We start from the raw sequence: 14,125 nt of genomic DNA, 5'->3' as shown, positions 1-14,125 counted from the left end.
CTTTGCTATATAATACCATGTATACTTTGAAAGTACTGTAATAAAATGCCCTTTTTTCCTTTCTATTTCAGAATAAAAAGAAAACGTATCTAATGCTATGCTTTAGTTTTCTTCTTTATATAAAGAAAAAAATCATCATTTTCTTTTTGGTACTTTCAAAGTATATATTGTGTAACAAAGCTAAAATAATTTACCGAGGAATCTCATAAAAACCGCTTGCCATTTGAACGAAATAATAATTGAACTCTCAGAAATCAATCCGCGTGAGTTTTTTGGACAACAAAACGCCAATATAGAACTACTGAAACGCTATTTTCCAAAATTAAAAATAGTCGCTCGAGGCAACAAGATTAAAGCCTATGGCGATGAGGACTTGCTTGAAGAATTTGATAGGCGGTTTACGATGCTTGCAGAGCATTTCGGAAAGTATAACAAACTGGATGAAAACATTATAGAGCGTGTACTTACGAGTCAGAGTAAATCCGATTATGAAACCTCTAAAGAGAGTGGTGAGACGATTGTACATGGCGTAAGTGGGAAACTCATCAAACCACAAACGGCCAATCAACGCAAGCTTGTAGCGCTTTCTAGAAAGAACGATATGGTCTTTGCGATTGGTCCTGCGGGAACAGGTAAAACCTACGTAAGTGTAGCACTCGCGGTACAAGCCCTTAAAGAAAAATCGGTTAAACGCATCATTTTAACACGTCCCGCTGTCGAGGCAGGGGAGAATCTTGGCTTTTTACCGGGCGATATGAAAGAGAAATTAGATCCGTATATGCAGCCGTTGTATGATGCCTTACGTGATATGATTCCGCATGAAAAGTTGGAGAGTTTTATAGAAAAAGGCGTGATACAAATCGCACCGATGGCCTTTATGAGAGGACGTACGCTAGATAATGCGTATGTGATTTTGGACGAAGCTCAAAATACGACACATGCGCAGATGAAGATGTTTTTAACACGTATGGGGCGAAGTGCAAAGTTTATCATTACGGGTGACCCTGGACAAATAGATTTACCAAGACGTGTCACTAGCGGACTCAAAGAAGCTTTATTAATTCTTAAGAATGTTGATGGTGTCGGGATGATGTATCTCGACGATAATGATGTGGTACGCCATCCATTGGTGAAGAAGGTCATTGCAGCGTATAAGGATATTGAGAATAGGAATTAAGGGTTTAGGTTGCAGTAGCGAGGTTGGGATAATACCAAAATATACTATAAAATAATAAGCTTTAATGCTAAAAATCAATCAAAATTCAAAAAATAAACTATGACTAAATTGTTTCGATTATTTATATTAATTGTAGTTACTTTTATAACTTTTAGTTGTTCGTCAGATGACAATGATTGTCCTGATTCGATAATAGTTGATATAAATGATCCTGAAAGTATTGCCCAAGCTGAAGCCTGTGGTTTAAGTCCAGCAGGACCTTTAGGGACTTTATGGGTTTCAGATCATTATATCAAAGACTAATACAAAAAAGCAATACGAATACAAGTTTTAAGAATACCTATTATTAGACTTTAAAACACACCCTCACATTACAACTATGAACACCATTACAGATACTAATTTTAATTTTCCAGGACAAAAAGAGTTGTATAAAGGAAAAGTACGCGAAGTATATACCCTTGAAAATGATTTATTACTCATGGTCGCTACCGACCGGTTGAGTGCTTTTGATGTGGTGATGCCCAAGGGAATCCCGTATAAAGGGCAAATTTTAAATCAGATCGCTACCAAGATGATGAAGGATACCGAAGATCTCGTGCCGAACTGGCTCGTGGCAACGCCCGATCCGAATGTGGCGATAGGAAAACGGTGTGATCCGTTTAAGGTAGAAATGGTGATTCGCGGCTATATGTCGGGACATGCGGCACGGGAATATAAAGCAGGTAAAAGAATGCTTTGTGGTGTACCTATGCCCGAAGGGATGAAAGAAAATGATCCCTTTCCAACACCCATCATTACTCCAGCCACCAAAGCAGAAATGGGGGATCACGATGAGGATATTTCACGGGAGGATATTATAAAAAGAGGGATTGTTTCTGAAGCAGATTATCTTGTGCTGGAGGATTACACGCGTAAGTTATTCCAGCGAGGTTCTGAAATCGCCGCCAGTCGCGGATTGATATTAGTGGATACCAAATACGAGTTTGGCAAAACAGCCGATGGTGAGATTGTATTGATTGATGAAATTCATACCCCAGATTCTTCTCGTTATTTTTATGCCGATGGCTATGAAGAGCGTCAGGCGAGGGGAGAAGCACAAAAACAGTTGTCTAAAGAATTTGTACGACAGTGGTTGATCGCTAACAACTTTCAAGGGCTCGACGGACAAACGGTCCCCGAAATGTCTGATGAGTACATAACAACCGTGTCAGATCGTTATATCGAGTTGTATGAGAATATTACTGGGGAAGCTTTCGCGAAAGCGGACCTATCCAATATAGAAGCCAGAATCGAAAAAAACGTGTTGAAGTATCTTGAAAAGTAAATAGATTCAATGAAATGAATACGTTATTCTGTGTCCATTAGGCTGATTTCCGTTGTATCTTTTTCTGAATAGAGTTTGGTAAGCGTATCAAAAAGACGGGGAATCTCAATTGGTTTCCATAAAAAACCATCAAAGAGATCAGAAAATTCTTTTTTACTCGCTGAAGTTACATCAGCAGTAAGGGCAAAAATAGGGGTGTCTTGGTTGACATTTTCTGTGGATCGAATGATACGAGCAGCATCAAAACCATTCATTTCAGGCATGTGAATATCCATCAAAATAAAATCGACCTTAAGCTCTAGTGCTTGCACAATGGCTTGTTTTCCATTTTTTACACGCTTGATGGAGATGCCCCATTTGTTAAGAAGTTGTCTCATCACCAGCGCATTGATCTCATTGTCTTCGGCTAAGATGGCTGTTTTGTTTTGTAGCGCTTCAAACATGTCTTTATCCATGTGAACGGGCGCTTCTGCTTTTTTAAATTCTAGTTCAAAATGAAACGTAGATCCTTGTCCTTCTTTACTTTCTATGGTAATGGTACTCCCGTGTAATTCGATTAGTTTTTTTACGATGGAGAGCCCCAATCCCGTCCCACCATCATTACGAGTCATGATGGATTTTGGCATATAGAAGCTTTCAAAAAGACGCTCCCTTTCAGACTCTGGAATACCGATGCCTGTGTCCTTTACTTTAAAGGACAAACGATCAGTATCTGGTTGCACAGATATAGTGTCTACCTCGATAGTTACAGATCCTTTTTCTGTAAATTTGATCGCATTGCTCACTAGATTTCCTAAAATTTGAAATAATTTGGTTTCATCTATCTCATAACTATCCGCTACCGTATCTGAGATGACCAGCTCCAAATTAATTCCTTTATCTTCCGCAAGGGTGAGATAGGTTTGTTGTATGTTATGTAAGATTTCCTTGAATTTTACGGGATGTTTTTCTAAAGTCATTTTATTTGAATCTAACTTAGAAAAATCAAGGATGTCATTAATAATTTGCATGAGGTTTTTGGCAGAAAACTGTAAAGACGTCAATAGTTTTTTATCTTGCTCGTCAGAGCGGTCTTTCAGTAATGAGATGATACTCGTCACAGCGTTGAGAGGTGTCCGAATCTCATGACTCATAGCCGATAAGAAATTCTGCTTCATCGCCGCTGTTTGCTCTGCACGTTCTTGTTGTGCGGCTATTTCGGCTTTTTGTCGCCTTAATTTTGCTTCATTTTCTTTAGATTGTATTTTTGAAATCCGTTCGTAATTCTCTATTACTTTTAAGGTTTGCGAATTGATAGCAGCATCTTTTTCTTCTAGATATTTTTCTAAGTACTCTAACGCTAATAAATTTTTGCCCTCTTCTTTATAAATGCTATACATAAAGTAATAACATTTATTTTTCATCATAGACAGGTTGTTAGCATGGCTTATATCTAAGGCTTTTTTTAGACATTCTTTAGCTTTATCTCTTGCGCCTGTTTTTATAAAGAGCTTAGCCATTTTATTATGACACATCGCAATGGCAAATTGATCGCCTACACTTTCATGGATCGCCAATGCCTTCTCAAAATCATCACGGGCTTCTTGATATCTTTTCAGGTGCGTATACACCTTACCACGTCCGTAAATCGCAAAAGCATATCCTCTTATATCTCCAGTTTCTTTTTTGATGGAGACCGATAGTTCTATGATGTCTAATGCTTTTTTTATATGCCCTTGTTTTAAAAATATACCTGAAAGAGGGTTATAGGCATTAGACTCTAGGTTTTTATCTTTGATATCAATCGCGCATGAGATGGCATTTTTATAGGCAATGATTGCATTATATTGATCTCCTAAGATTTCATAGATGGTCCCTAATGTTTTATGAGTCTTAGACTCATTATGGGTGTCTTTATGTTTATGGAATATGGTAAGGCAGTCAATAAGATGAAACATCCCTAGGTGATAGTTGTTTGTCTTATAATAAACCCCTGCGATATTGTATTTTGCCCTTGCGATTCCCAGCTCATCATTATCTTTCTTAAAATAAACGATAGCCTGTTCAGACATTTCAATAGCTTTTTGATTGTCTGCGCTCACCATGTGGAATAAAGCAAGCTTACTAAGGCTTTCTCCTATAAGAGATGCGTTATCAAGTTTCCTGCTTTTTTCTAGTGCTTCTTGGGCGAGTTGTATGCTGAGGAGCATATCTTGACCGCGTAGTGCGTATGCTTTATCCAAAAGTTGTACAACTTCTAAAGTAGGGTCTATTTCTTTATTCATTGTTTAGGAAGCAATAAATTTAAAAATAACGGCACTATAAATCGAGATATAGATTTCAAATATTGAGGCATTGTGTTGATTACCAACACAAATATACTTTTTTTAAACTTGATAAAGATGAAATGTAAGAATTTTCTTTCTTTTCGTTGATGAAAAACAGTAGGTAATAAGCAGGCTTATCTACTGTACATTTTAAACAAAGGAATTATTAAGGGCCATAATTTTCATTCTTTGTCTTAAATCCTAAAGTAGGAGATAAAATGTATTTGATCACTGTGTAATTTGTAAAAAAAATAAAAGGATGGATAGCGCATACTAGTCTATGAGCATATATTAAAAAAACAAAACGAAGTTGCCTATATCTTAGACAACTTCGTTTAAGGTTGATGGAGATTTCTCAAGTTTCCATCTATCATTGGGGAATTCTAATACTAATTTCGTTCAAAGACTAAGATGTCAATTCCTCCATTTCCACCACTAACATCTCTAAGTTCGATGCGATTTTCAGTGACTGATACGATATCCCAATCATCATTTAAATCTTCAAAATCACTTGAGTCAGATACAGGGAAGAAAATATTAAAATCAATATCATCATCATCATCATCAGAGCTATCGTCATCACTGCTACTATTACTATCATCTGTGATAGACCAGGTACCTGTAAGGGTATTTGTACCATTGGTAGCTGTTAGTACACCATCACTTCCAAAATCAAAGGTGTATCCATTAAAATCTCCTGTTTCGTTTTGTCCAGAATCATTAAAGTTTGTAATGATCCAAGTACCTGTATTGGCAATACTTTGAGCTTCCATAATCTGAGCATCATTGTTCATATTACTAGAAGAACTGTCATCGTCGGTAGTACAGCTTTGTAGGGTGATCATACCGATGAGGAAAAAAGCGCTGATCGTTAATTTATGTATCGTTTTCATAATGTTTATTATTTAAGTTGGATTTATAGTTATTTATAATCTTGTTAGTATCAATGTATCTGTATCTCCATTTCCGCCACTCACATCTTGAAGTTCAATTTGAGTTTCAGTTACAGAAATGATGTCCCAGTTATCTTGTAGTTCATCTAATGGTACAGTAGTTCCAAAATTTAATAGTAATTCTGTCTCGTTCTCGACATGTGCCCAAGTTCCATTGGTTACATCACCACTATTGGTAGCAGTCGCAGTTCCATCAATATTAAATTCAAATTCATATCCATTAAAATCAGCCGTTTCATCAATACCTTCTTCGATGTAGCTACTTACGATCCAAACACTATTTTCAGCAGTAAGAATATCTTCTAAAAGGGTGTTGTCACCATTGCCACCACCTCCGTCATTATCCTCACAGTCACTCTCAAAGCGTAATCGGTCATCTCCTAAACGTAAGTCTACTTTAACTTCGCCGGTTTCTTCTTCGATTTCATGAAGCATCCAGATGTCACTTACGTTTGCATCTCCAGGAACATCGATGGCTACTTCAATCACATTCGTCATGTCATTTGCTACAGCATTCCAAGTTCCCATAGTAATCATACCATTGTCATCTACGCTCACTGTACCATCTTCGCTGAAAGAGAATTCAATGTTAGTATACGCATCTTCAAGGTCGATATCATTACGTTCTAATTTGTCTATTATCCAGCTAGGACATTCTGTAAGAATAGACGCTAATTGATCTGTAGTGCAATCTTCACAATCATCATCATCATAATCGTTATCATCATCTTCATCACAATCATCTATAGCATTTTCAATAGCATCTTCCAGCTGTGAAATGTTATTTACTGTCACTGTATTTCCATCAGAAAGGATAAGCGTTAGTGGAAAGTTAATGCTCACAATATCAGAATCTTCTAGATTGTCAATAAACTCATAATGTTCTTGGTCATTAGTTATGGTGACTGTTTCTATAAGTTCGTTATTCTGATCAAAAACTGCGTAAGTGATTGGGTACTGGAAGTCAATACACTCAATGTCATCATCACTTTCGTTTTCTCCAGAACATTCATCAATAAATGACTGAAGTTCTTGTACGTTGGTTATTGTAATTTCTGTAAAATCACTTAAGATGATGGTGATAGGGAATACAAAATCAAGTTCATCGATATCATCGTCAAATTCATCAAAAATAGCTTCAATGACATCAAGATCTGCTTCAGAATCGATAATGATCTCTAACCCATCTACAATCACAGTCACAGGTAATTGAATGCTTATGCAGTTGGCATTATCAAGGATGTTGTCATTAGACCCATCATTGGTAGCCGTTCGGGTAATTAAGTCAGCCGTAGTAGAATTAATTGTTAGCGTTTGTTGGTCGGGTGGAGTTATAATTTCTTCGTCTTCTGTTCTACAGGCAGTAAAAAGAAAAAAAACAGCCATAATTAAAAGTGAGGTGTTCTTAAAAAGTTTCATATGATATTCGTTTTTTGTTTTGATTAGTAAAATTTCAGTACATTTAATTGCGAACGTTCATACTTAAAACAACTACATCTTTAAAACTCCTGAAAAAAAATTAAAAAAGTTTCTCATAGCTTTGTAGACACTAAAAAACAACCCTTGTGAAAAAACCAATGCCAAGTTCTATTTGTGAAGATCATATTTTTTCAAAGTTGTATGATACCTATGCACAACCTTTAGCAAATCATTTGTATTATAAATATGGAGAAGCGTTCAACCCTAAAGATACGGCGCAAGAAGCTTTTATAAAATTATGGGAGAATTGTAAAAAAGTAGCTTTTGATAAAGCCAAGTCCTATCTCTACACAATTGCCAATAATATGATGCTGAATCATGTCAAACATCATAAAGTGGTATTGAATTTTAGAAAAATAAAACCCAAAGAATACACCAATGAGTCTCCAGAATTCTTACTTCAAAAAGAAGAATTTCTAGGAAACTACCAAAAAGTACTCGGTAAATTATCAGAAGAGCAACGTGTGGCTTTCTTACTTAATAAAGCAGAAGGGAAAAAACATCAGGAAATCGCAGATGAATTAGGCGTCACAAAAAAGGTAGTAGAATACAGAATTTATAGTGCCTTTAAACAAATTAAAGAAGAACTTGAAGGATTTCATTTAAAATAGTTTCAGGAGATTTGACACTAAAGTTGTTTATAGTATAGATACGATACGCATGGAAAAAGAATACTTATATAAAAAATGGTTGAATGACGAGTTAACACCCTCAGAGTTGGAAGCGTTTGAAAAATTGGACGATGCCGATCTAAGTCAGGAAATCCTAGAAGAGGCTACACGTTTTAAAGTCCCAGATCACTATCATGTAGATGATTTTGAAACATTCAAAGCTCAAAAAGCAACTAGAAAAGAGACTTCCACTAAGGTGATACGCCTTCCGTGGCTCCGAAAGTTAAGTAGTATCGCTGCGATTGTCGTCATTACATTAGGGTTGTATTATGTCTTTACTTCTCAAAATCAAACGACCATTACCACACAAATCGCTCAAAAAGAAACCATAACCTTACCTGATCAATCGCAAGTGACTCTCAATGCCATGAGCTCGATTCGGTATGCTGAAGACACTTGGAGTGAAAAAAGAGAACTATCTTTAGAAGGAGAAGCCTTTTTTAAAGTAGCCAAAGGAGCCAAATTTGATGTAAAAACAAACGATGGTGTGGTCTCTGTATTGGGTACATCCTTCAATGTAAAACAACGAGATCAGTTTTTTGAAGTGATATGTTATGAAGGATTGGTGAGTGTAACTTACAATAATCAACTCATCAAATTACCAGCTGGAAATACCTTTAGATTAGATCACGGGGTGACCACACAAGGCACTATTTTTGGGGAAGGACCACAATGGATCAACTATCGTAGCGTTTTCTCAAAAGTAGCCGTTGCCGAAGTATTCAAAGAAGTAGAAAGACAATATGATGTACAAATTGATTTTAGTAACATTGATAGCACCATCCTGTTTTCAGGAGGTTTTGAACACATAGACCTTACCGAAGCCCTCACTTCTATTACGGGACCCCTAAAAATGACATTTACAAAACAAAACAATAGCGTGGTCATACATGACACAACACATTAAAAGATATCTATACACGTTCTTTTTTGTAAGCATTTCCTATCTAGGATTTGCCCAAGAGTCTGCTCAAGAAATAACCGTTTTAGAAGTCATCGCAGAACTTGAAAAAGACTATGATATCCAGTTTAATTATGCTGTAGAAGAACTAAAGGGAGTAAAGATGTTACCGCTTTCGCGAAAGCGGACACTGGAACAAACCCTTTCAGAATTACAAGTTGCTACAGGATTGACCATTACCAAAGTAGGTAGGCGTATTTATTACATCACCAAAGAAAAAACACAAACACGTATTTGTGGCTATTTAAGAGATGTAGAGACACAAATGCCCATTAGCGGTGCGACCTTAGTGACAACAGATGAAGCCATCACCACCGATGATGCTGGTTATTTTGAGTTCTCAAAAAGTGCAACCAATTCCTTGATTGAAATACGACATCTCGGTTTTAAAACCGTGCTCCGAAAAAGTGATTTCTTTGCAAAAGATAGCTGTGGCGTGATTTATATGTATCCTGATGAAACTACCTTGGCAAAGGTCACCTTAACGGGGTATCTCGTCAAAGGAATTGATAAAAAAAGTAACGGAACCACGCAAATAGATTTTTCAAAATTCAGTATTCTCCCAGGTCTCATAGAAACCGATGTTTTGCAATCTGTGCAAGCATTACCAGGTATAATAAGTGTAGATGAGACCATCTCTAATATTAATATACGCGGCGGTAGTAATGACCAAAATTTGTTGTTGTGGGATGATATTAAAATGTATCAATCAGGTCATTTTTTTGGACTCATTTCTGGGTTTAACCCGCAAATTACCAATACGGTTTCTATTATCAAAAACGGAAGTAGCGTCGCGTATACAGATGGCGTTTCAGGTACTATTGCCATGCAAACAGACACCGAAATCGCTACTGATTTTAAAGCCTCTCTTGGGGCTAACCTCCTGAGTGCTGATGCGTTTGTAGATATTCCGTTTTCTGATAAATCATCGGTGCAGATCGGTGTACGGAAATCATTAAATGATTTAATTACCACTCCCACTTACGTTACTTTTTTTAATAGGATTACTCAAGAAACCGAAGTAGAAATGAATGATATAGCCATCCTAAATTCAAATCAAGATTTTGATTTTTACGATACTTCGTTACGATGGCTTTATAAAATTTCTGATAAAGATCGCATCCGACTCAATTTTATCAATATCCAAAACGAGTTACGCTTTGATGAAACCACCAATGTCGATACCGTTTTAGAAACTAGAGAAAGTAGCCTCACTCAAAATAGCATTGCAGGAGGGATTTTTTATGAACGTCAGTGGAATCCTTTTTTCACCACCAGTATTCATGTGTATGAAACCGATTATACCTTACGAGGATTTAACGCTAATGTACTCGCCTCCCAACGATTTTTACAGGAAAACATCGTCTCAGAAACAGGGATCAAACTCAAAGCCGATTATAATCTCACGTCTCGATTAAATTTACATAGTGGCTATCAAATCGTAGAGACAGAAGTCACGAATCTTAATGATATTGACGAGCCGCTGTTTAGAGAGCTACGATCCAATGTGGTACGGACACACGCGGTGTTTTCGGAAGTAGGGTATCGATCGGCAGATAAGAGAACACAGATCAATGCGGGCGGACGTTTTAATTATATAGATAAATTCAGAAAAATATTGGTAGAGCCACGACTGAGTATCAACCATGAGTTTTGGGACTATTTTTCAGTAGAGGCCTTAGGTGAGTTTAAACACCAAAACACTTCTCAAATTATTAATTTCCAGAATGATTTTTTAGGGATAGAACGCAGAAGATGGCAACTTGCCAATGATGATGATATTCCTGTGATTCAAAGTAAACAAGGATCCGTTGGGATTTCTTATAGTCGTTCAGGTTTATTACTCAATGTAGATACTTATTACAAAAGCATCGATGGAATTACGACCCAGAGTCAGGAATTTAGTACCAAATATGAATTCACAAGAACAAATGGGAGTTATGAAGCCACAGGTGTTGATGTATTGGTGCGTAAGCGATATGGGAAATTTAATTCGTGGCTCAGTTATTCTTTTATCAATAACGAGTATACCTTTGAAACGCTCCCAGAAATAACATTTCCAAGTAATTTTGATATTACCCATGCACTTACTTTTGGAACCGCATTTACCACAAAAAAAATTAAACTAGCTGTAGGAGTTCACTGGCGAACAGGGCGCCCTACCACCTTGCCTGTGCTTGGCGCTGAGGTATTAGATAACGCCATTAATTTTGCAGATGCAAATAGTAGTCAGCTAGAGGATTATTTGAGAGCAGATTTTTCAGCGCTTTATCAACTTAAAACCAAAAAGCGCTGGCGCGCAGAGCTCGGTTTTTCTGTATGGAATTTGACCAACAATGATAATACGATTGAGAATTTTTTCCGAGTAGATGGCACTTCTAACGTGCAAGAGTTTAATCGAAGCGCCTTAGAAACCACTATTAATACGGTTTTTAGGATCCAGTATTAAAAACTTCTCACATACCCAATCCCTAACTCAGTAAAGTCGGCTTGACCTAAGTTGGCATTGATAAAGGCTCCTGCGTATATGTTATGCTTTGGCGCACTATTAGTTCCGATAAGGTAATATTTTAACCCTACCCGTGTATTGATCACATGTTTAAACTTGAATTTAGAATCGAGTTCGCCGAGCACCCATCCTTCAGGAATTTCTCTAGGCGCAAAATCCCATCCTTCATTAATTTGCCAGTCTATTTTATACGCAGGCTTATGGAAGTTTGCACCAATAAGTAACTCGACCCCTACATGATTGAATAAAAGTTCCCCTTTTACAAAAAGCCCATAGTTGGAAGCATTATGCCAAGGATTATCGCGTAAAGACGCATAGTCTTGACCATCTTGAACTAAGGATTCGTTGTCATTAATGTAATCGTAGTAATGCTCATAGAGTCTATAAAAAGCACCCACCCCGACTTTAAGCGTCTTATTATAGATTTTTCCGTATTCGGCAGAAAGGGCATAGACTTCTTTCTTTTCATTAAAAATAGACACATCACTAAATACATGTTGCCCAGTTCCCACACGAATAGCGATATAATTCTGAACCGTTCTTTCTGGTTTTTCAAGGGTTGGGATATTTTTCGCGAAAGCGCGATACTTGGTTCCTTTAATCTCAGCAGAAAGGCTGATTAAGAAAGAATTGTATCCTTGATTGGGCAATCGTGTATGCCCATTAGAATGATGAAAAATACCAACACCTACATGATAATTTACTTTTTCTTTTTGGAGAAAATTATAATGCATAAAAGCTCTGAAAGACCATGTAAGATCAGTACTGACTGCTCGGTTAAAAAAGTTAGTTTCAAAATCATACAAGGTTGTAAAATACGAAGCTCCTATGCCAATTTGCGTGGTTAGACGCTGACTATTAAACGCATTAAATTCTAAAAACGACATGAGGGTAAATGCGCTTCCTAAGCGATCTGAGTTTCCAAAATTGGTATAGCCAACGCTAATTCCTGTACGCGGACTTTGAAGCCAGCGTGCCCATTCTTGAGTATTGTTTTCGTGGTGCCATGCCAGATTAAAAATCGCCTGTGTTTGTGGTTTTCGTTCAGGAAATGTCTTGTTAGACGCCGCTGAGGTTCCAAAAACAAACTCAGGAATTAGGGTGATAGGAGAGGTGTTTTCCTGTGCAAAAACATCCTGTAAATTATTGAATGTAAGTAAAATGATTAGTAATAGAACCCCTCTTTTTCTTAGGGAATGACACGTAGGATGATTCATGTAGTTTTTGAAATTTTCAACGACGGAAGATAGTTTAATTAATTAATCTACAGAAAAAAGGTCTATAAGTTGTAGATTTAAGCAATTATATCACACATTATTTATGGAAAAATTAGATGCATATATGAAAGCTTTTTCTGGAGCGGTATGGGGTATTCCGTTACTGGTTTTATTAATAGGAGGGGGGCTTTTTTTATTGATCTATTCTCGTTTTTTGCCTTTTCGATATTTAGGACATGCCGTTCAAGTGCTTCGTGGGAAGTATGATGATCCTGATGATCCTGGAGAGATTAGTCATTTTCAAGCGTTGACTACTGCCTTGTCGGCAACGGTGGGCATGGGAAATATTGCAGGGGTTGCGGTGGCGATTGCCATTGGTGGACCTGGAGCTGTTTTCTGGATGTGGATCAGTGCTGTGGTCGGGATGGCGACTAAGTTTTTTACAGGAAGTTTGGCTGTGATGTATCGTGGTACCGATAGTGAAGGTGTCGCGCAAGGCGGACCGATGTATTTTATCATGGAAGGCATGGGGAAGGCGTGGAAGCCTTTGGCAGTCTTTTTTAGTGTGGCCGCACTCATTGGCGCATTACCCGTTTTTAATGTCAACCAACTCACCCAAGCGATCAATGATATTTTACTAAAACCCCAAGGTATTGAAGTCGGTTTGAAAACCAATCTCATCATAGGCATTGTTCTTGTCATCATTACCGGTATTGTGGTTTTTGGCGGTTTGAGTCGTATAAGTAAAACGGCGTCTCGATTGGTGCCCTCTATGGTCGCCCTTTATTTTATGGCGGTGATGTATATCTTAATTCAGCATATAGAGGTAGTGCCTATGTATTTTAAACTCATTCTTACCGATGCTTTTTCGGCGAGTTTGTATAAAGGCGAGCCCTTGTATGGAGGGATTTTAGGGGCACTGATTGTACTGGGTATTAAGCGAGGTGCGTTTTCTAACGAGGCGGGTATTGGTACTGCTCCGATGGCACATGGTGCTGCCAAAACAGCAGAGCCTATCCGAGAAGGACTTGTGGCGATGTTAGGCCCAGCCATTGATACGTTGATTGTGTGTACGCTCACGGCATTGGCTATTTTGGTCACAGGCGTTTGGGAAAGTACTGATGTAAACGGAGTGAGCCTTACGGCGACCGCTTTCGCGAAAGCAATCCCATCGGCAGGAAAATATATATTATTGATCTGTATTGCCGTATTTAGTATCTCCTCCCTCTTTTCATACTCCTATTACGGATCTAAAAGTTTGAGTTTTCTAGCGGGTGTCAAAAACAAGAAATATTACAACATTTTTTATGTGGGAAGTATCCTATTGGGGGCTACTACCACACTAGACATGATGATTAATTTAATAGATGGGGTATTTGCACTCATGGCGATTCCTACTATGTTTGCAACCTTATATTTAGCTCCTAGAGTGATGAAAGAAGCCAAAAAATATTTCAGTAGTTTCAAAAAATCGAAAGGCTAATACTTTACCCTTCATTAGGATATAACTATCTTTGCAGTTCAT

Annotated in this window: 11 protein-coding genes; 7 read left to right on the top strand and 4 right to left on the bottom strand. The window is 37.6% G+C overall.

What is annotated here, in order from left to right:
* The first annotated feature begins 223 nt into the window (after nt 1-223).
* From ACFO3O_RS00855 to ACFO3O_RS00845, 3 genes are all read left to right on the top strand, one after another.
* A complete protein-coding gene (locus tag ACFO3O_RS00855) occupies nt 224-1,177 on the top strand; it encodes a PhoH family protein (protein WP_379976630.1) in 954 nt (317 codons plus the stop codon).
* Nucleotides 1,178-1,276: 99 nt separating this feature from the next.
* Nucleotides 1,277-1,480, top strand: a complete 204-nt coding sequence (locus ACFO3O_RS00850) for a hypothetical protein (protein ID WP_379976629.1) — start codon at nt 1,277-1,279, stop codon at nt 1,478-1,480.
* A 76-nt stretch (nt 1,481-1,556) separates the two neighbouring features.
* Nucleotides 1,557-2,504, top strand: a complete 948-nt coding sequence (locus tag ACFO3O_RS00845) for a phosphoribosylaminoimidazolesuccinocarboxamide synthase (RefSeq protein WP_379976628.1) — start codon at nt 1,557-1,559, stop codon at nt 2,502-2,504.
* 23 nt (nt 2,505-2,527) lie between these two features.
* On the opposite strand, the gene ACFO3O_RS00840 is transcribed toward ACFO3O_RS00845, so the two are convergent.
* The 3 genes from ACFO3O_RS00840 to ACFO3O_RS00830 all read right to left on the bottom strand — a co-directional run bounded on the left by ACFO3O_RS00840 (nt 2,528) and on the right by ACFO3O_RS00830 (nt 7,182).
* A complete protein-coding gene (locus ACFO3O_RS00840) occupies nt 2,528-4,768 on the bottom strand; it encodes an ATP-binding response regulator (protein ID WP_379976627.1) in 2,241 nt (746 codons plus the stop codon).
* A 431-nt stretch (nt 4,769-5,199) separates the two neighbouring features.
* Complete coding sequence (locus ACFO3O_RS00835; RefSeq protein ID WP_379976626.1) at nt 5,200-5,703, bottom strand: hypothetical protein; 504 nt, start codon at nt 5,701-5,703, stop codon at nt 5,200-5,202.
* 33 nt (nt 5,704-5,736) lie between these two features.
* Complete coding sequence (locus tag ACFO3O_RS00830) at nt 5,737-7,182, bottom strand: hypothetical protein (protein ID WP_379976625.1); 1,446 nt, start codon at nt 7,180-7,182, stop codon at nt 5,737-5,739.
* A gap of 146 nt (nt 7,183-7,328) precedes the next feature.
* Between ACFO3O_RS00830 and ACFO3O_RS00825 the strand changes: the two genes are divergently transcribed.
* From ACFO3O_RS00825 to ACFO3O_RS00815, 3 genes are read left to right on the top strand one after another with little or no spacing between them, the layout of a single operon-like run.
* Entirely contained in the window at nt 7,329-7,853 is a 525-nt protein-coding gene (locus tag ACFO3O_RS00825; RefSeq protein ID WP_379976624.1) for an RNA polymerase sigma factor, read from the top strand.
* Between the two features lie 49 nt (nt 7,854-7,902).
* Nucleotides 7,903-8,820 carry a FecR family protein gene (locus ACFO3O_RS00820; RefSeq protein ID WP_379976623.1) on the top strand — a complete coding sequence of 306 codons (918 nt, stop codon included), beginning with the start codon at nt 7,903-7,905 and terminating at the stop codon, nt 8,818-8,820.
* Nucleotides 8,804-11,323 (top strand): TonB-dependent receptor plug domain-containing protein, encoded by a 2,520-nt coding sequence (locus ACFO3O_RS00815; protein WP_379976622.1) that lies wholly within the window; start codon nt 8,804-8,806, stop codon nt 11,321-11,323. Before ACFO3O_RS00820 ends, ACFO3O_RS00815 begins: the two co-directional genes overlap by 17 nt.
* On the opposite strand, the gene ACFO3O_RS00810 is transcribed toward ACFO3O_RS00815, so the two are convergent.
* The gene (locus tag ACFO3O_RS00810; protein ID WP_379976621.1) at nt 11,320-12,600 is read right to left on the bottom strand and encodes an acyloxyacyl hydrolase; all 1,281 of its coding nucleotides are present in this window, start codon (nt 12,598-12,600) and stop codon (nt 11,320-11,322) included. The two genes, ACFO3O_RS00815 and ACFO3O_RS00810, sit on opposite strands and share 4 nt — an antisense overlap.
* A 103-nt stretch (nt 12,601-12,703) precedes the next feature.
* Here ACFO3O_RS00810 and ACFO3O_RS00805 point away from each other — a divergent pair, with 103 nt between their 5' ends.
* Nucleotides 12,704-14,083 carry an alanine/glycine:cation symporter family protein gene (locus ACFO3O_RS00805; RefSeq protein WP_379976620.1) on the top strand — a complete coding sequence of 460 codons (1,380 nt, stop codon included), beginning with the start codon at nt 12,704-12,706 and terminating at the stop codon, nt 14,081-14,083.
* The last annotated feature ends 42 nt before the right edge of the window (nt 14,084-14,125 follow it).

Source organism: Dokdonia ponticola (genome assembly GCF_042653865.1).
Classification (GTDB): domain Bacteria; phylum Bacteroidota; class Bacteroidia; order Flavobacteriales; family Flavobacteriaceae; genus Dokdonia; species Dokdonia ponticola.
The sequence above is the reverse complement of the archived record's forward strand: the minus strand, read 5'-3'. Positions and strand labels throughout refer to the sequence as shown.

Coding starts and splice junctions, on each gene's coding strand:
- ACFO3O_RS00850 (WP_379976629.1), top strand. CDS start 1,277: ATGACTAAATTGTTTCGATTATTTATATTAATTGTAGTTACTTTTATA.
- ACFO3O_RS00845 (WP_379976628.1), top strand. CDS start 1,557: ATGAACACCATTACAGATACTAATTTTAATTTTCCAGGACAAAAAGAG.
- ACFO3O_RS00840 (WP_379976627.1), bottom strand. CDS start 4,768: ATGAATAAAGAAATAGACCCTACTTTAGAAGTTGTACAACTTTTGGAT.
- ACFO3O_RS00835 (WP_379976626.1), bottom strand. CDS start 5,703: ATGAAAACGATACATAAATTAACGATCAGCGCTTTTTTCCTCATCGGT.
- ACFO3O_RS00830 (WP_379976625.1), bottom strand. CDS start 7,182: ATGAAACTTTTTAAGAACACCTCACTTTTAATTATGGCTGTTTTTTTT.
- ACFO3O_RS00820 (WP_379976623.1), top strand. CDS start 7,903: ATGGAAAAAGAATACTTATATAAAAAATGGTTGAATGACGAGTTAACA.
- ACFO3O_RS00815 (WP_379976622.1), top strand. CDS start 8,804: ATGACACAACACATTAAAAGATATCTATACACGTTCTTTTTTGTAAGC.
- ACFO3O_RS00810 (WP_379976621.1), bottom strand. CDS start 12,600: ATGAATCATCCTACGTGTCATTCCCTAAGAAAAAGAGGGGTTCTATTA.
- ACFO3O_RS00805 (WP_379976620.1), top strand. CDS start 12,704: ATGGAAAAATTAGATGCATATATGAAAGCTTTTTCTGGAGCGGTATGG.